The 16,392-nt window shown below is 39.2% G+C and carries 20 protein-coding genes and 2 pseudogenes; 6 read left to right on the plus strand and 16 right to left on the minus strand.

Annotation, left to right across the window (positions count from 1 at the left end; genetic code table 11):
* Positions 1–2: 2 nt before the first annotated feature.
* From NQ488_01260 to NQ488_01275, 4 genes and pseudogenes are all read right to left on the minus strand, one after another.
* A complete protein-coding gene (locus NQ488_01260; GenBank protein UWN95969.1) occupies positions 3–710 on the minus strand; it encodes a LytTR family DNA-binding domain-containing protein in 708 nt (235 codons plus the stop codon).
* Between the two features lie 44 nt (positions 711–754).
* Positions 755–1,024, minus strand: coding sequence for a helix-turn-helix domain-containing protein (locus NQ488_01265; GenBank protein UWN95970.1), 270 nt, complete (start codon positions 1,022–1,024; stop codon positions 755–757).
* 59 nt (positions 1,025–1,083) lie between these two features.
* A pseudogene (locus NQ488_01270) lies at positions 1,084–1,773 on the minus strand (MFS transporter).
* A gap of 10 nt (positions 1,774–1,783) precedes the next feature.
* Positions 1,784–1,891 (minus strand): annotated as a pseudogene (locus NQ488_01275) (MmcQ/YjbR family DNA-binding protein).
* Between the two features lie 339 nt (positions 1,892–2,230).
* Between NQ488_01275 and NQ488_01280 the strand changes: the two are divergent.
* The gene (locus NQ488_01280) at positions 2,231–2,479 is read left to right on the plus strand and encodes a transposon-transfer assisting family protein (protein UWN95971.1); all 249 of its coding nucleotides are present in this window, start codon (positions 2,231–2,233) and stop codon (positions 2,477–2,479) included.
* A gap of 82 nt (positions 2,480–2,561) precedes the next feature.
* On the opposite strand, the gene NQ488_01285 is transcribed toward NQ488_01280, so the two are convergent.
* Both NQ488_01285 and NQ488_01290 read right to left on the minus strand, forming a co-directional pair.
* Complete coding sequence (locus NQ488_01285; protein UWN95972.1) at positions 2,562–2,987, minus strand: ATP-binding protein; 426 nt, start codon at positions 2,985–2,987, stop codon at positions 2,562–2,564.
* A 15-nt stretch (positions 2,988–3,002) separates the two neighbouring features.
* Positions 3,003–4,112, minus strand: coding sequence for a hypothetical protein (locus tag NQ488_01290; protein UWN95973.1), 1,110 nt, complete (start codon positions 4,110–4,112; stop codon positions 3,003–3,005).
* Positions 4,113–4,553: 441 nt separating this feature from the next.
* Between NQ488_01290 and NQ488_01295 the strand changes: the two genes are divergently transcribed.
* The gene (locus tag NQ488_01295) at positions 4,554–5,087 is read left to right on the plus strand and encodes a sigma-70 family RNA polymerase sigma factor (GenBank protein ID UWN95974.1); all 534 of its coding nucleotides are present in this window, start codon (positions 4,554–4,556) and stop codon (positions 5,085–5,087) included.
* 4 nt (positions 5,088–5,091) lie between these two features.
* A complete protein-coding gene (locus NQ488_01300; GenBank protein UWN95975.1) occupies positions 5,092–6,024 on the plus strand; it encodes a DUF4367 domain-containing protein in 933 nt (310 codons plus the stop codon).
* 288 nt (positions 6,025–6,312) lie between these two features.
* Here NQ488_01300 and NQ488_01305 read toward each other — a convergent pair whose 3' ends face one another.
* Together NQ488_01305 and NQ488_01310 are read right to left on the minus strand one after the other, a co-directional pair.
* Complete coding sequence (locus tag NQ488_01305; GenBank protein UWN95976.1) at positions 6,313–7,488, minus strand: IS91 family transposase; 1,176 nt, start codon at positions 7,486–7,488, stop codon at positions 6,313–6,315.
* The gene (locus NQ488_01310; GenBank protein UWN95977.1) at positions 7,485–8,333 is read right to left on the minus strand and encodes a site-specific integrase; all 849 of its coding nucleotides are present in this window, start codon (positions 8,331–8,333) and stop codon (positions 7,485–7,487) included. Before NQ488_01310 ends, NQ488_01305 begins: the two co-directional genes overlap by 4 nt.
* Before the next feature lie 277 nt (positions 8,334–8,610).
* Here NQ488_01310 and NQ488_01315 point away from each other — a divergent pair, with 277 nt between their 5' ends.
* The 3 genes from NQ488_01315 (at position 8,611) to NQ488_01325 (ending at position 10,599) form a co-directional block, all read left to right on the plus strand.
* On the plus strand, positions 8,611–9,222 hold the full coding sequence (locus NQ488_01315) for a GNAT family N-acetyltransferase (GenBank protein ID UWN95978.1): 612 nt from the start codon (positions 8,611–8,613) through the stop codon (positions 9,220–9,222).
* A 137-nt stretch (positions 9,223–9,359) separates the two neighbouring features.
* On the plus strand, positions 9,360–9,791 hold the full coding sequence (locus tag NQ488_01320; protein ID UWN95979.1) for a cell agglutination protein Mam3: 432 nt from the start codon (positions 9,360–9,362) through the stop codon (positions 9,789–9,791).
* A 283-nt stretch (positions 9,792–10,074) separates the two neighbouring features.
* The gene (locus NQ488_01325; protein UWN95980.1) at positions 10,075–10,599 is read left to right on the plus strand and encodes a hypothetical protein; all 525 of its coding nucleotides are present in this window, start codon (positions 10,075–10,077) and stop codon (positions 10,597–10,599) included.
* Positions 10,600–11,036: 437 nt separating this feature from the next.
* Here the strand turns inward: NQ488_01325 and NQ488_01330 are convergent, their stop codons facing one another.
* From NQ488_01330 to NQ488_01365, 8 genes are all read right to left on the minus strand, one after another.
* Complete coding sequence (locus tag NQ488_01330; GenBank protein UWN95981.1) at positions 11,037–11,264, minus strand: DUF6483 family protein; 228 nt, start codon at positions 11,262–11,264, stop codon at positions 11,037–11,039.
* On the minus strand, positions 11,261–11,413 hold the full coding sequence (locus tag NQ488_01335; protein UWN95982.1) for a DUF6483 family protein: 153 nt from the start codon (positions 11,411–11,413) through the stop codon (positions 11,261–11,263). Before NQ488_01335 ends, NQ488_01330 begins: the two co-directional genes overlap by 4 nt.
* 88 nt (positions 11,414–11,501) lie before the next feature.
* Complete coding sequence (locus tag NQ488_01340; GenBank protein ID UWN95983.1) at positions 11,502–11,807, minus strand: hypothetical protein; 306 nt, start codon at positions 11,805–11,807, stop codon at positions 11,502–11,504.
* 37 nt (positions 11,808–11,844) lie between these two features.
* Entirely contained in the window at positions 11,845–13,551 is a 1,707-nt protein-coding gene (locus NQ488_01345) for a methyl-accepting chemotaxis protein (protein ID UWN95984.1), read from the minus strand.
* A gap of 445 nt (positions 13,552–13,996) precedes the next feature.
* The gene (locus NQ488_01350; protein UWN95985.1) at positions 13,997–14,893 is read right to left on the minus strand and encodes a hypothetical protein; all 897 of its coding nucleotides are present in this window, start codon (positions 14,891–14,893) and stop codon (positions 13,997–13,999) included.
* A 51-nt stretch (positions 14,894–14,944) separates the two neighbouring features.
* Positions 14,945–15,628, minus strand: coding sequence for a SpoVG family protein (locus NQ488_01355; GenBank protein UWN95986.1), 684 nt, complete (start codon positions 15,626–15,628; stop codon positions 14,945–14,947).
* 18 nt (positions 15,629–15,646) lie between these two features.
* Positions 15,647–16,036 carry a hypothetical protein gene (locus NQ488_01360; GenBank protein UWN95987.1) on the minus strand — a complete coding sequence of 130 codons (390 nt, stop codon included), beginning with the start codon at positions 16,034–16,036 and terminating at the stop codon, positions 15,647–15,649.
* An 11-nt stretch (positions 16,037–16,047) separates the two neighbouring features.
* Positions 16,048–16,389 (minus strand): sortase, encoded by a 342-nt coding sequence (locus NQ488_01365; GenBank protein ID UWN95988.1) that lies wholly within the window; start codon positions 16,387–16,389, stop codon positions 16,048–16,050.
* Between the last annotated feature and the right edge of the window lie 3 nt (positions 16,390–16,392).

The following is a 16,392-nucleotide window of genomic DNA, read 5'->3' on the forward strand; positions in this document are numbered from 1 at the left end:
CCTTAAACCATCCTCCTTACAAACTCCATATGTTTTTCTTTTAAATTCTGCTTATGGGAGCGGGCAATCAGAAGTCTTTCTTCATTGTCCATCACTACTTCATCTCCATCAATCGCCCTGATATGCCCAAGATTGATGATATATGATACATGAATATGGGCAAAGACCTTATCATCAAGCTGTTTCCATATTTCTTCAGTTGTCATATTTGCCTTGAAATTTTCTGAAATCGTATGTATCACTGCCTGACGACCTTTCTTCTCAAAATACACAATATCATCGCAGCTAATACGAAACTGATTTTTTCGGAACTGAAAGACAAAGTCACGCTTTATCATATGAAGATACTGCATGGCTTTTAAAAGAACGGACTCCAGCTTTTCCACTGTAATCGGTTTAGAAATATAGTCAAAGGTAATAACCTCAAAAACATCCATAACATACTGAGTATATCCAGTCAGGAATACAAACAATGCTTTGGCATCTATTTTCCGGATTTCTTTTGCAAGCTGCAAACCATTCATCTCCGGCATTTCAATGTCAAATATATACAGATGATACATTTCTCCATAATCTATAACATGCTTCAGCAACTCCTTCGCTGTAAAATACACTTCATAAGAAAACTGGTACTGTGCTAACTTATCAAAAGCACTTTCCAGCATTTCTACATCTGTTCTGCTGTCATCACAGACCGCAATATTAAGCATAACACTTCCTCCTTTTCGGGCTTGGAAGCAGGAAGCACTTCAATTTATCTAATCAACTTAGATAAATACGCCAGCACACGGTCAAAAAAATCATTTCTCTGCTCTTTTGTGCTGTTCGCAACATAGTAATCCAAATTAAAATCTTTTATGTTGCTGCTCTCGCCTGTTATAAGATATGTAGGATCAATTCCATATTTATGATAGAGTGTCAATACTTTATCTACAGATATTCCAGTTACACCTGCTTCAAGTTTTCGATAATGTTCTACTGTAACACCCAATACATCCGCAATTTCTGACTTTTCAAGGTTCATATTCAGTCTTGCCTCTCTTAGTCTCTTTCCTATCTGTATATTGGCATCTTTTCTTCCTGTGCAACACCAATACCTCCACCGAGCTTTACACCTAATGAAGTACAGGAGAACATGGAACCGTCAATCCGCTTTCCACTCTTTAAATAAGTATGTTCTGAACACTGTGCAATTACTGCACTCATGTCTCCCTGCCACGGTCCTTCTCCGAGGGATGTAAGAACTGTAAATAACAGCATCAGCGGAACACTTCCCAGATAACCTGCCACTGCAACCATCAAACGGCATACTGTAGCAAGCATATAACTATACTTGTTTAACTTATACATTCCTTTCATTTTTGAAACCAGTGCAGGTGTAACGGCAAGTGCAATGATCAAAGGAATATTATTCGCCCATGAAAATACACCGAACAAATTCTTATTCAGCAATACATATGTCATAAAAAAGATTCCTACATTCACCATAGAAGCACGAAGCTGCTGAAGAATATAGATCACACAAATCATTGAAAAATATTTATTACTAAAGAGAAGTTTTATTGTCTGCTTAAAAGAAAGTTTGTCATCTTCCTCTCCTGCCACACTGTCATCTTTTAATTCTTCATCTGACAGCTCTTTTACCGAAAATACAGCAAGTGTATTGGTAATAATACCTATAATACAGTAAATAAATGCGATAGTTCTCCATGCGGCTGCACCGCCACCAAACATTTCTACTGCACCAACAGTAACAGACTGGATGACCAGATTCAATACTTTCCTCGATTCGCCCATCCGTCAAATCATAACTCATATCAAGAAAATCTAATATCTTTGCCTCTTGGACTGTCCCATCCAGAAGAATTATTTTTACTTTTCTGCTTATGTGCAAAATACTACATACAAAATCCAAATAATCTTTAGGAGTTATTCCTGTTTTTATAAATTCTTTGTGAACCGATTCTCTCCATTCGCTCGCTCCTTCACCTGAAAACGTGCTCCATACGCTTCGAACGACTGTAAGCACCTTAACTGCCCAATCAACATACTCTTTCCTATTCACATAATATATATGGGCATCATCAATCCCATCCTAGTTAGTAATTAGAATAGTATATACATTAGCGTCTTTTTCTGTTCACGTTTTTGGGGTATTACCAAATGGAAATAATTTAGTCAAAAAGATTGTGGTTAGATATTTGGTATCAAAAAACGTGATACAAAACAGGTGTTTAAAGCGATTGCACATCAACAAGGTGTTTCCGCATCAGAAGTAAAAGAACGTATTCAATCAACCATCTGCATTTACCACAAGCACGACTGCCGCAGAACGATTGCGGCGATTTCCGACGCACTGCCGGATATGGACGCAGCTATGCGTCCGCTGGCAGAGCAGACGATCCATAAACTGCAAAACATAACCGACGCAGCATTTGAGGAAGCGCAGTTCACCATGACGCTTTCAGACGCAGAGTAAAAGATGACGCGGGCGCGGCAGCCGATGATGACTGCTGCGCCCCGCGTTTTTTGTGCTAAGCTGTTTCCAATCGTAGGGATTGTTAAAAGTCAAGCCGCATCTTAGATAAGTTTGCCCAAACACCAATGATGTCAGAAGATGTAAAATAATAAAAATCAGAAGTTTCAGATTGTAGGTATCCCTTTTTTGTTGCAATACCAATGTAAACAAGTTCGTAATTCGTCCCATCTGAAAGATCAAACACGAATTTTATTGTACTACCGTCGTTAGTAGAATCTGAATTTGCATCTTTCACAGGCAGCTCAGAAAAAAACGTATATAGGTAGTCAATATCCGCTTCTTCTGTTAGCGTTTTTTCCTTGGTGTCTGCCTCTGAGTTAGAATAGTACGTTTCAATTTTCACAACATCTGATGCAGAAAAAGGAAAAACAATATATTCTTTCTTTCCACAACCAGAAATTCCAAATATAATTGCCATTGCGAGAAAAAATGTAAAGACTTTCTTCATACTTAACTTCCTTTTTTAATTTAATACAAACTGTGTACTTGAACCGACTAAACCACCGTCTAATGTGACGTGACTGTAACCAGACCATCCGTAATGGACAATTAGTTTAGTAACAAGCCCGCTTGTTGATGTTCCATAAGCGGTAACTGCATGAAATACTTTTCCACGACTTTGAACTTGCCCAGGAGAATCAGGAAAATATCCGAATACAATTACTGGACGGTTTCGACCAACTTCTGCAAAAATATCGAAATTTGTTACATAGTATGTTGAAGTTGCCGCAACTCCATACTCATTGCAATAGTCGATTAAGACATCTCGAATAGTTAATCCCCAAGAGGAATTCGATTTTCCATAAGAGAGTAACTTGTCTTGCAAAGTGTTTCCAGTAGTTTTTAAATTACCATTAGAATCAAGGAATGAACTGTCAATGACATTTCCCTTAACTTTATGCCAGTAATTCAAAATCAAACACGCTGCTGTATATCCACAGGTGTTATTCTCGTTTGCAGGATAAATTGCATTTTTGATATATTTGTAGTTTGGAATATACTTATTTGTTGCACGTGCTGAAAAATGAGATTGCAGTCTATTAACACTTGCCCTCGAATTTAGATTCGTTTGCATAAGGGCTAATACTTCTGTATCTTTCTGTGTACGAGAGTTTTGTAATGCCGTATCAAATGCAGATTGTAAAGAACGGCATTCAGCAAAAGACATATCGTATTCGTTATGAATTACTGTGTGAACAAATTTATCACCCGACAGTTGATAATAGTTAAGGGGTCCAAAGTAGTATAAGTTTTCTGAAAGTCCCAAATATGGAGAAGGCGAATCTAATGCTTCTTCCAAATACTTGCCTGATTGTGGGTCGAAAATCATATATCCTGTATCACCCACTTCGACAAGTTCAAAATGATTATCACTTAGATCCGACAGAATCTTTGTTGTCAGAGTAACATTTTGACCTGTTTCTGCAGCAATCTTAGCGTTATGAATGATTTGATGCTGATTCGCACTGACCAACCAATTATCTGCATTAGTCTCAGTTTCCATAGCAAAAGCGGTGGCACTTGTCGAAAGCAATAATAAAGAAGCAAGCAAAACACTTAATATCTTTTTCATTATAAGTCTCCTTTCACTTAATTATCTGAAAACATCCTGCTTTGTCTTTCCTAAATATGCGCATAGCAATATTTCATGTATAAACTATGCGCCTATCCTGCTGATTTTAAGTCGCAGCCTCCATAGTGGGCAGGAGAAATAAGCAGCCCCGCGCATAATCCTATGCAGAGTAGTAACCTGTGTCATCGCTTATTTCACCTCCTGTCGTGTCCTTTTACTCATATAACGGTCAAGATCAAAAAAAGGGACAAACTTTTTTGAAATTATTTTTGATTATTTTTGATTCATACCTTGTTAATGGGTTGCCACTTTCCTGCGCAACATTCTTGTGGTATAATTTGAAACAAGCAGACGCTGTAACGAATACCCATAATGTGCAAGAATAAATTTACTTGCTCACTTAGAATGGATGGCTGCAGGGCTATCCATGAGGAAACTTATATGATGATACTCCTATTTAGTGTTTTGAATGATGAACAACGTGCGCTGGTAGAGCGGATATTCCATGAGCATCATATCCACTTCCAGCGCATTTCGTTTAATATTGTGAAGTCAGAGGAAGCCGCAGAGGATGTCGTGTCCACTGCATTTATAAAAATCATGGACAACATCGAAAAAATTTCTGATTTACCCTGTCCCCAAATGACCGCTTTCTGCGTTACCATAGTGAAAAATGCTTCTATTGACGTACTACGTCAATTACAACAGAGTGTTCACATTGATTACTGGGACAATATTTCGGACGAGGACACGGACGATATTGAAGATGAATGTATTCACAATGCAGATGTACATAGGCTGACTGAGGTAATAGATCAGCTTAATCCCGATGATCGGCATTTTATCTATCTTCGCTATACGCTGGAAATGGGATATAGAGAGATTGGTGAATTGCTGAACATTTCGGAGGATGCCGCAAAAAAACGTGGGCAGCGGCTCGTCAAGAAGCTCCAAAAACTGTATGAGGAAAGGTGACGATATGGATATGAATTGGCAAACCATGCTGCATGAAGCAGCAAATGCCAGCTTTGAAAAGGATATAGAAGTTCGCTCTGCCGCCGATAATGACGCCTACTCCTGTGTAGATTTACCGAAAGCAAAGATCCGAGAATTAAGCGAAAAGATTCTGCACTTGCCGCATCAGGGAATTGTTCTATTATTTAGTAGATACTGCTTCCGGCTATCTCCCCAAGAAACTGAAAAGTTTTTCCAAATGAAAAATGCAAAGGGTCGCTTCCGCTTTTACCGTGAACTACTTTCTACAAGCATGGGGCTTAGCTCGGAGCAAGTGATTTCGGATGCTTCTCTCAATCGCGCCTGTAAAATTGCTATGAAAGACTATTTACGCACGGAGCTAAAAGAGGATGCTGCTGTAAGTAGTACCGGAAAGAGCCGAACGCATATTGTGTTCAGACGGTTCGGCAAAGCTGTTGCAGTCGCAGCAATTACCATAACCCTGTTGTTCTCAACGGCTATGGTAACTAATGCAAAGATCAGGGAAAAAGTGATTGCGTGGATAGTCGAGACATTTGAAAAATACAGTATCTTTGAACTGCAAAGCGACGGGGAAAACACAAAGCCCGATTTGCAGAGCTATAAGCCTACCTATCTTCCCGACGGGGCGGAATTGAAGAATACGGTTGAACAGCCGGAAATGCTTGCCTATGAATATGCCATCAACGAATCGAGTTATTTTAATATTCTTCTTAGTAAATCAGATACAAGGATTTACGCCGACGCAGAAAATACAGAAATTGAATCGTTTGACAAGGATGGTGTGATTGGCTACTACTTCAAGAAAGATGATTTGAATTATATTTGCTATGAGCGGGATGGCGATTTCTTTTCTATATATGGCTCTATTGATATGGACGAACTGATAAAAATTGCCGCTGGTATAACAACAGAATGATATACTCATCTTAGCTGAACAAATCGTTAAGGAAAGAATCGAAGGTGGTGCAAACGAAAAAGCAGTATTGAGACTTTTCATTAACTGCCCTTTCGTTTGCATCAATTTCGATTTTTTCTGGTTGAACAAAGCGCGTCAACTCTATATGGACTTTTAATTCTGACACTCTATTTATAATAGGATAGCGTGTACAGATAGAAATACATAGGATTTTTAATTCAGTCCTGTATTACGGCATCAGAAACAAGCCTCCTTAAGGAAGCTAAAAAAACATTCTGTTACGATTCATTAACAGAGCATATGTGGTTTCGGTTTTATGAAATGTTGTTCTGTGGGTAGAGGAATAATCTTACCACCACAGGAAGAGCACTTGCATATATCTTTATTATAAAGAAGACGGATAATGGCAGGTGCATCCATATCTTTCAGCTTGGAAATATATTTTTTGCAACCAAGGATGTTTCTGCACAAGGTAATCTTTTTCTTCTTATTTCTGGATGAAAGAAGACCATAGTGCCTGATACGTACAAAACGTTTTGGAGGAACATGCATTAAAAATCGACGGATAAATTCCTCGCCGGATATGGTGATCTCTTTCCAAAGCCCTTGGTTTTTGTAATCTTTAGCAGAAAATGTAACTGTAGATTCTGTCATGTCTTTGATACGGTAGTTGCTGATAGCAATCCGGTGGGTGTATTTTCCAAGGTATCTGATGACAGATTCGGCACCGTCAAATGGTTTCTTGCAATAAGGAATCCATTCCTTTGCATAGCAGGTATTTAACAATTCCTTGAAAGTATAGTAGTTTTTGTAAGGTGCAGCCGATCCATGAAATTCAAGCCTGTCATTTTCCCAGAGTTGCTTAAGTTCAGCCATATATTTTCCACGAAATATTTTGGAGATCACCTTGATCGGAAGAAAAAACTCTTTCCCGTTGTCTTTCCAATGATTTTTCACATCCAGCCCTCCACCAAGAACAATCGCATGGATATGAGGATGAAAATTCATGGTGCTTCCCCATGTATGGAGGATACAAATATAGCCGATATCAGTCCCAAGATATTTACTATCAGCAGCAAGTTCACTGAGAGTATCTGAAGCCGCATGATAAAGAGCAGTATATAAGAATTTCTGGTTGCTGTAGATAATGGGATTGAGTTCTTCTGGAACTGTAAAAACCACATGGAAATAAGGAGCATCTAGGATATCCTCACGCCGTGCATCTACCCACTTTTCCTTTGGAAACTCCTGACACATAGGACAGCATCTGTCACGGTAGGAGTTATAGTGGACTGATATGCAGCCGCAGTCCTCGCATACGCTTACATTCACACCAAAGGCACCGGTTTTGCAATTCATGATGTGATAAGCGGCCTTTCGCTGAGCGGGAGAAATACTATGTGTGGATTCAAAAGATGGATAAAAACGATGAAAAACATCCTGAATCGTACAATCCTTACTCATGATTCACCACCTTCCGGGTTGTCGAACGGGCTGCGGATTCCAAGAAGTGTCTTGTTGCTCACATGAAGGTAAACATCTGTAGAGCGAGGATCAACATGTCCCAGAAGTGACTGGATATATTTTATATCTGTGCCACTTTCGAATAGGTGGCTGGCAAAACTATGACGGCACGCATGAGAGGAAACATGACGGTTAATGCCGGCGAGTTTAGCACTTTTCTTAAAGAACTGGTTAACACTGGCTATATCCAGATATCCACCGGACCAGGAACTTGGGAAAAGGATATCTTTAGGGCGACCACATTTGAACCAATACTCTGTGAGAAGGTCTAAATTTTTTTGAGACAGAATTGTATACCTGTCAATTCTGCCTTTGGTTTCACGAACATGAATTGTCATGTTGGTACGTGAAATGTCATCATAATGAAGATGAACAACCTCTGATACACGTAATCCGGAAGAATACATAGTTGCAATAATCGCTTTATGCTTCAGATTCGGAGTGGCGTCAATGATTGCATTTATTTCATCGCGTGATAGAACGGCAGGAAGATTTCGCTCTCTTTTCATAGCCGGAACAGTGTCATCATCCCAGACAATCTTCAGCACCTTTTTATATAAGAACTTGATTGCAGACCGATAGTGATTGTGAGTTTCAGGAGACCTTCCTTCCAGACGTTTGGCAGTAAGAAAACTTTCCGCATCTTCAAGTGTAAGATCAGAAACATTTTTTCCAATCCAACGAAGAAAGTAGCTGACATCAGAGCAATACAGTTGAATAGTTCTTTCACGCAGGTTACGTTTTTCCGCCTCATTGCGGATGGATTCAAAAATATCTTTATACATAATAAAACCTCCAGAATAAGTAGTGTTAATAATTACATCTACCTATTCGGAGGTGCATTAGCGTCATAATTCCGATTGCGGAAGAGACTGGAAAATGTTATTCTTATCATAGGCAGTGGAGCTTTCTTAGTTCAGTTGTTTCGTGTGGTAACTTAACAATAATGGATTATGAAAAGTAATTCCACTGCTATTTTAATAAAAATAAAACTGCGCCACAGCCTTGGCAGGCCATCGCGCAGCGATTTTGTTCAATCAAAATTTCAGGAGGTATAATAAAATGTCAGACGTATATGAAAACTGTCCAGCTTTTGAAAATGATAAATTTCTACTGAGGTTTTCGCAACTTGATGATGCCGAGGATCTTGTAAGCGTGTATAGTGATAAAAATGCACTACCGTTTTTCAACAGCGATAATTGTCATGGAGATAATTTCTATTATCCAAATGAAGATCGAATGAGACAAGCTATTAAGTTTTGGCTTAGTTCCTATTCATCCAAATGGTTTGTCAGGTGGACAATTATTGACAAAGAAAAGCATGAAGCTATCGGCACGATTGAAGTGTTTCATCGTAGTGCAAACGACAACTTTAATCATGTGGGTGTTCTTAGACTTGATTTGAAAAGTGAATATGAAACTTCAGAAGAAATTTTTACAATTATGAATCTTATTGTACCACCTACATTTGATTTGTTTGAGTGCGAGGAAATAATTACAAAAGTTCCTGTTTATGCAGTTGAAAGAATTGAAGCAATGAAAAGAGTAGGATTTAAGAAGTCAACGAAGCTGTTGGTTGGGACAATGGACGGTTACGCTTATAAGGATTATTGGACAATTAACAGAGGAGTATATATCCCTCTGGATGATTTGGAAGCAAAAGAAAAGGCGTGACCGAAGTCGCGCCCAATCTTCCCCATTGCGGGAGCATTTGCAAATACTGTTTTATGGGAACACGAAAGCATTGTCCCTTTTTTCCTCCTTGTGCGTTATATGGGTGATACCAATAATGCACAAGGAGGATTTTATTTATGAAGAAAAAAGAAATTGTCACATTGGCACTAACTACCGCTCTACTGATGACCGCTCATGCCGTACCCGCATCGGCGGCATCAAATGCGCCTGAGAGTATGTCGCAAACAGGTTCGATACAAACCATTACTCCCCGATGGGAAAGCACCAATGTTGTTGTCCCGTCTATCTCAATCTCTGGCAAGCAGATTTCTGTGTCGGTATACATTTCACCAAAAAAATCGACGACATCATCCGTAGGTACCCTCTATCTGGAAAAGAAAGTTGGGAATGGTTGGACACCCGTCACCTCATGGTCGATTGATGGAACTGGATCGGTTAGCATTACCAAAACTTACACCGGCACAATGGGTATTACATACCGCACCAGAGTAGTTGTCACAACTGGGGTAGACAAGATTGATGCAACTTCTACCGAACGCACCGTCTAAAAAATTTAGAAAAAGATTGTCCCTTTTTCTGTGTCTGTCCGTTATACAAGTAAATCCACAAAACAGGAGGTGAAATAAGCGATGGCAACGGTAAATACTTTATGGGAGCATTTGTGTGGGTCTGCTTATTTCTCTTGCCCACTATGGAGGCTGCGACTTAAAATCAGCAGGACAAGCGCATAGCTTATATAGTCGATGTTTAGGTTATGCGCTGCCGATGGTTTTATCTACTAATTTTCCATGCTCTCAATGGGCATTGATACCAAACGAAAGGAGTTAATCTATGAAAAAAGCATTATGTGTCCTGTTATCCGTTGTTATGCTACTCTCCATGAGTGTTACCGCCTTTGCCGCAGATACAAAAGGAGCACCGTCGCAAACATTACCATCTTGGCTGCCTGATGATGCACCTGCGCCTGATCCAAACTCCGAGATTTCTATTGTTCACTTTTACATCAATGAGGATGGCGAAACTATTGTTTATGATCCAGAAACGGAAGTCATTCCTTATTCAACAGCATACGGTGATGCAGGAACAGCAGCCATTTATTGGGTTAACCGTTCACAAATTTATTGGGGCATTACTTCTTATACCAAAGGACTTATGACTTTTGCAGGAGATGTTACCACGAATCGTGGAGGATTTTACTTGCTTGGAGATATTGAGTTTGACGGAAGTGCTTCTGGCAACATCATGGGAGTAACAACAAAGCGTGGAACCAATACGGCAACACTCAGCGGTTTTATGATTGATGCTAAAGGAGTTTCTTTTACCGCACCTGATGTATCATCTTCTCTGACTTATTGATTATGTCTGTACTTATTATCGAGGAAAAGCCACCTCATTTTACAGATGTGGAGTTTGAATACAAAGGAATTGAATTTAAAGCACAAATCTGTCTGTTAGACACCGGAAAAGTGATGATTTCTTTTCGTGTACCCAAAAATGAATTAGAGCAAAACCTGTGTAAAGGTTTGCTTAATTCTCGTGGTACAAAATTGGATATAAAAATAAATCATTTACCAATGTGTGCAAACGTAGATACTTGCTCCTTTGCAATTCTCAAAGGCTCATCATTATTCTCCGATTTCAGCATTACTGTCGAGAACAATCTGATTCTCAGAGAGGATAGTATCTGACCTCAAATTTGTAATCTTCCCTCTGGCAGAAAAAGGCTACGCCCGTATCAGCAGTAATGCCGATACGGGCGTTTTTAAAAAGGTGAATTTTTATAATATTACTCATCATTTGAGCAAATAAAGCAAATCGCTATATCCCGACTTCATAAGTAATTGTTTGAAACCAGAAAGCACTTCTTCTTTTGTATAATTGTTGTTTTCCAAAAACTTATTATCTTTTTCACTAAGGTACTGATAAAAAAGAGCCACCTCTATTACCTCGTTATTGTTTGTATAGTCAATGCTATCTAAAAGTATGTTCTCTGCTTCGTTAATTTTTCCTAAATCAATCATATCAAGAAATTTTTTCCCGATACTTCATACTTGTTTTCTTTTTCAAGTTCAACAGAAACATACTCTTTCCCAAAGGCTAATGAAAATAATACTCTAACCATTTCTTTTATCATTCGCATGATGTAATCTTTCTCATCGGTAAAATTCATTTTTCCATCTCCTTAAATGCCATTCTAATTGTTTGGGACATATAAACTAACTGTATTGTAAATATAAGTCGACTTATAAAACTGAAATTTACGAAAATCTCTTTTGAATCTTATACAACCATATCCCAGCGACAACAGCTATAAATAATATAAACACAACCGCAATAGAAATGGCATAATCTTTCGGTAATACAACTGCAATTACTCCAGATAACAAAACACAAATTCCTATCAACAAAACAGGCTTTCCTAATGCTTTCGCATATCCATTTTTGTCATTTGTGGTTTCAAATACTTTACCATGAACAGAAGAGTAATTTCCTTTTAACAGAGAAATACTAAAAAATATGAGAAGAGCAGAACTAAACCACATCATTATACTAAAACCTATCATAATATATTCCTCCATCAATTATTTGTTTCGGGAATTCTTATTGTCTTAATTTAAATACCGAAACCATACCGCTAAGTGTTGTAGCCTGAGCTGTAAGTTCTTCACTCGTCGCTGATGTTTCCTGTGCCGCAGCCGAATTATTCTGAACAACTTCAGCAATTCTTTCTGCGGTTGCCTCTACCTGTTCCATACTGTCTGCCTGTTCAATGGAAATTTCTTTTATCTTTTTCGCACTGTCTGCAATCGCCTGTATGCCATCCACAACTTCTCTCAATGAAGTTGAGGCTTTCTCTGCATACATATTTCCATCTCCAACCTCATGAATAGCCGCTTCAATAAGTGCTTTTGAATCCACCGCTGATTTTGCACTCTGTTCTGCAAGGTTTCTGATCTGATCCGCAACAACAGCAAAACCTTTTCCGGCTTCTCCAGCTCTTGCTGCCTCAATCGAAGCATTTAATGAAAGAAGATTTGTCTGGCTTGCAATATCTTCAATCTGTGTGATAATTGCTCCTATCTTCTCAGAGGTTTCATTTATGCGTGACATAGCCTGCACTAATACTTCCATATCTCCACGACTGCCTTCTGCAATCTCCGCATACTTATAGGCTTCATCGTAAGCTGTTCCTAATTCTTCTGCTGTTGTTTTTATTCCGCTTGTAAGTTCATTGATAGTTGCCTGCATTTCCTCAACCGATGCCGCCTGATCCGTTGCGCCTTCTGCTAAAGACTGTGCCGCTTCTGCAAGGTTTGTGGAACCTGTAAGAACCTGCCCCGATGCATCATCTACCCCTCTTACAGTTGTATCAATCTCCTCATTCATTTTTCTTATGCCTGTCAGCAAATCGGTAAATGCTCCTGTATATACTTCCTCACACTCTGTATCAATCGCAAAATTACCTTCTGACATTTCATTTAACATTCTGCCAGAATCTTTAATTATAACTCTAATTCTGTCTGACATTGCAGATACACCAGATACAAGTTCCTTAATTTCATCCTCAGACTCAACCGTTGGAAGTGGAGAATCTATGTCACCCTCTGCAAATGTAATAAATCTGTCCTTTAATTCATTTAATGGTTTTTCAATGCTCTTTGATATTGCAACGGAAAGACTGTTTGAATAAATCGTTGATACTGCAATTACAATTATTATAATTGTCAATGCAGCTATCATAACCGTTCTCAACTGTGCACGTTTAGCGTTTCCAAGTGAAATATTCAAAGCCATAAGTTTCTGTAAAGCATCATCCAACGCCTGATACTTTGGTGCTGCTTCATCGGTCATCATCCGCTGAGCCTGTAATGATTTCGCAGTATCAGTCGTTGCACCGACCTCAATTACTTTTGCATCCACTTCCTTATACTCTGCCCATGCTTTATCAATAGCGTCCATGCAGGCAGTTCCCTCTTTTGTTATCATTGTTGGGCGTATTTTTTCCAAATATTCCTCAAACGATTTAACAGCCTGTTCATGCTGTTCTTTCATACTTTCAATGAGACTATCTGAATCATAACCTACAATACCTCTTGAGGCAGCCCTTACTTCCGCTGATTCATTCATTGCCATAGCAATGTCTCCCTGTGGATACGCATAATTATCCAGTATCGTTCCATAGTTGTTTATCGTATAAAGCATAATCACTACAACCAGTGCTGATAATATTCCAAAAATGAGAATAATCTGTCTGAAAGATTTTTTCAGTCGTGCACCAATCTTCATTTTGTTAAGTTTCTTAAACATTTGTCTTGTCTCCTTCCTAATGGATAAAATGGTTCTTTGTTGTCCCATCAATATGTATATACAAGTCAATATATGACCGTACATCAAGGTGGTTTCAATATAAAAGGCACATTTCAATTATGCACTAACGCATAACCAAAATGTGCCATATACAATCAGATCATGCCAAAAGAAAACAGACTTATCCTGTCTGTCTGTCTGTCTGTCTGTCGAGATTATATGTATCAGCCTGCATATATGCAACCCCTTTCTGTGTTTTTTCATATAAAATTTGTTACTTGCAAAATTTTATACATAACCACAGTCCATCTATCTTACTCAAAGGATAACTTATTCCTCGATAAATTACTCGCCATTTCTTGCATTTTTTTATATTTTCGCCATTTTTTGCCTGCTATTAAAACAAATAAAAAGGACGCAGGATTTTACTCCCACGCCCCTAAACTTATCTGGCTTTATCTTCTCTGACTTTTGGCAGCTCCTTCCCTGCCGTTTCCTGCTTTGCCTCCGATGTTTTTCTTGCCGCAAAAGCATCTGCATTATACTTGTACTCCTGTGGTTCAGCTACCATCGGTGAGTAGATGATCTCTCTTTCTGTATCCGGTGCTTTCTGTTCCTTATCCTTTGTCTGCTCCATACGCTTTTCCTTATCAAACTGCACATTCATAGCCAGATTATCCAGCTTATCAATCGAGGCATCCAGATGCAGCTCCATTGATACAAGCAGTTTTTTCACTGCTTTCATAGGGGCAAGCACCGCCTTTGTGAAAGGGTGTTTCTGTTCCTTCTGTGAATAATCCACCTCCGGCTTATCTGCAAAGGTATGGAACGCATTGTTTACGATCTGACCAGCTTCACGGAGTCCCTTTGCAAGAAGTGCTATCCTTGCAATATCCCTGTCTGTAGATACAATCATATCTTTTACCGCTGTTCTGACATTGAGAAGTCTTTTCTTAATTCCTACAAATTCTGTCACCCTGTAAAGTGCCGCCCTGCCCTTTGCCTTTGTTTCATCAACAATATTCTTGGCAGTAGATTTTACCTGTACTTTTATCTCAGATACCTGTGACTTTATCTGCTCACATCTGGCATTGAGTCGCTCCTGTGCTTCTGTTAATGCTTTTTTTGCATTATTGATAAGGGTATCTTCCTGCATTTTCTTGATCTGGTCCTGCATACTGGTAAGTTCTTCTGTCATAGACACAATCTTTTTTTCCAGACCATCCACATAGGTGCATATCTCAAATACATCATTTGCCTGTTCTTTCATAGTATTCTTTTTTAATAAATCGAGAAGTTCTCTTATGATCTCCTCATTAGTAAGTGTCTTTTCTGCTTCCATCTGCTTTTCCTCCTTATAAACAGGGCAGCATATGCCGCCCCTTAGCCTTAATTATCGAAAGGGTGTATCCTTTTTATCCCTGTCGGGATTTCCGTGGTTCTGTTCGGCATTCTCCCTTGCTTTTTCGTTGCTCTTATCCTTTGCTTTCTCATATTCTGCAATAATCTCATTATAGAGCTTCTCCCTGAAATCCTTTGTGACCGGATAGCAGACATCCTGATAAATCGGTTTGCCGTGCTCGTCCACCTGCTTTGTTTTATAAGAAGGCATTGATACAAAGATTTTCTCTTTGCCCTGAAGGATGTTTACATTATTTACAATGAAGCTGTTTTCAAAGTAAATACGGGCAAGTCCCTTGATATTACTGCCTTCCCTTTCATAAGGTGTTACCGTCACGGAAAACTCCGGCATTTCCTGAGTTTTTCCCTGTGTCTGTGTTTCTGCTTTCTCCGGCTCCCTGATTTTTGCATAAGCCTCAAGGATATTAGTATAGAGTTCCTCACGAAACTCTGCCGTGATAGGATTGCATACATCCTTATAAATCACGCTGTTTTTCTCATCACGCTCATTTGAACGGTATCTTGGCATTGATACAAAAAGCTCTCCCTTTTCCTTATTTTCAAGGATTGCGATATTGGTAATCTTGAATGAATCACCAAATACCACGGTCGCAAAACCCTTGATATTGCTGCCATCTTTTGCTCTTACCTCGTTTACCTTAATTGAATACTTCATACGCTGTTCCTCTCTTTCTTATACTTCTGAATTATCATTGTTTTCTGGTATGATAAGCTCACACCAAAGCTGTTCTATCTGTTCACAAGACAATCTGCCATTTAACCAGTTGCCAAGTGTAACAACCATTCCGTCCTGCTCATAGTAGAGCCATTCCTGTGTTTCGATGTTTCCCTCATACACGATAGTCACATCAAAATCAGGCATAAATAATCCTGCCTCCGTATCCCAGATACAGGCAACTCCCTGTCTGAGTGTCAGATTCAGCCTTTCGACATACACAGACCAGCCGCTTACGACAATCTGAAAGTCATCATCAATCTCTGCAATATCATCCTGAGTGTCGATCAGCTCCTCCATTTCCGATACTGCTTCTTCTATCTCCCCCAGTCGGTATCTCTTATTCATCTGCCGCCTCCTTATATCTGCACCTGACAATAAAACGCATTGTTCCCTGTCCCGGCATTCAGCATTTCACTTCCGGTTTCTTCCATTACCGGGTATCTGATATCTATTCCCGGTATCTCAATAATGCCGATGATACTGCCTTCTTTAAGAATGGCTTTCTCCTCTTTACTAACGGTGGTTTGCTCTTTCTCAACCTCTGACCTTTCATCCTGCTTCTCCTCCAATGTCTGCTCAAATTCATTTATGAGCTGGTTCGTGTTTCTCTCTCCGGTTGTACACCAGAAAAAAGAGACTGCCATAATGGCAATCCCTGCTGTAATCAGTAGTCCTGCGACCACTTTCCTTATGCTCATAGA

Origin of the sequence: [Bacteroides] pectinophilus, assembly GCA_025146925.1 — a bacterium.
Classification (GTDB): domain Bacteria; phylum Bacillota; class Clostridia; order Lachnospirales; family Lachnospiraceae; genus Bacteroides_F; species Bacteroides_F pectinophilus.

Bases quoted from the DNA above. Each gene is read 5' to 3' on its own strand.
- NQ488_01290 (UWN95973.1), bottom strand. From the start codon at position 4,112: ATGAAAAAGATATTAAGTGTTTTGCTTGCTTCTTTATTATTGCTTTCG.
- NQ488_01265 (UWN95970.1), bottom strand. From the start codon at position 1,024: ATGAACCTTGAAAAGTCAGAAATTGCGGATGTATTGGGTGTTACAGTA.
- NQ488_01355 (UWN95986.1), bottom strand. From the start codon at position 15,628: ATGAAGTATTCAATTAAGGTAAACGAGGTAAGAGCAAAAGATGGCAGC.
- NQ488_01340 (UWN95983.1), bottom strand. From the start codon at position 11,807: ATGATAGGTTTTAGTATAATGATGTGGTTTAGTTCTGCTCTTCTCATA.
- NQ488_01350 (UWN95985.1), bottom strand. From the start codon at position 14,893: ATGGAAGCAGAAAAGACACTTACTAATGAGGAGATCATAAGAGAACTT.
- NQ488_01345 (UWN95984.1), bottom strand. From the start codon at position 13,551: ATGTTTAAGAAACTTAACAAAATGAAGATTGGTGCACGACTGAAAAAA.
- NQ488_01365 (UWN95988.1), bottom strand. From the start codon at position 16,389: ATGAGCATAAGGAAAGTGGTCGCAGGACTACTGATTACAGCAGGGATT.
- NQ488_01330 (UWN95981.1), bottom strand. From the start codon at position 11,264: ATGATTGATTTAGGAAAAATTAACGAAGCAGAGAACATACTTTTAGAT.
- NQ488_01295 (UWN95974.1), top strand. From the start codon at position 4,554: ATGATGATACTCCTATTTAGTGTTTTGAATGATGAACAACGTGCGCTG.
- NQ488_01300 (UWN95975.1), top strand. From the start codon at position 5,092: ATGGATATGAATTGGCAAACCATGCTGCATGAAGCAGCAAATGCCAGC.
- NQ488_01335 (UWN95982.1), bottom strand. From the start codon at position 11,413: ATGAATTTTACCGATGAGAAAGATTACATCATGCGAATGATAAAAGAA.
- NQ488_01320 (UWN95979.1), top strand. From the start codon at position 9,360: ATGAAGAAAAAAGAAATTGTCACATTGGCACTAACTACCGCTCTACTG.
- NQ488_01315 (UWN95978.1), top strand. From the start codon at position 8,611: ATGTCAGACGTATATGAAAACTGTCCAGCTTTTGAAAATGATAAATTT.
- NQ488_01285 (UWN95972.1), bottom strand. From the start codon at position 2,987: ATGAAGAAAGTCTTTACATTTTTTCTCGCAATGGCAATTATATTTGGA.
- NQ488_01325 (UWN95980.1), top strand. From the start codon at position 10,075: ATGAAAAAAGCATTATGTGTCCTGTTATCCGTTGTTATGCTACTCTCC.
- NQ488_01310 (UWN95977.1), bottom strand. From the start codon at position 8,333: ATGTATAAAGATATTTTTGAATCCATCCGCAATGAGGCGGAAAAACGT.
- NQ488_01360 (UWN95987.1), bottom strand. From the start codon at position 16,036: ATGAATAAGAGATACCGACTGGGGGAGATAGAAGAAGCAGTATCGGAA.
- NQ488_01260 (UWN95969.1), bottom strand. From the start codon at position 710: ATGCTTAATATTGCGGTCTGTGATGACAGCAGAACAGATGTAGAAATG.
- NQ488_01305 (UWN95976.1), bottom strand. From the start codon at position 7,488: ATGAGTAAGGATTGTACGATTCAGGATGTTTTTCATCGTTTTTATCCA.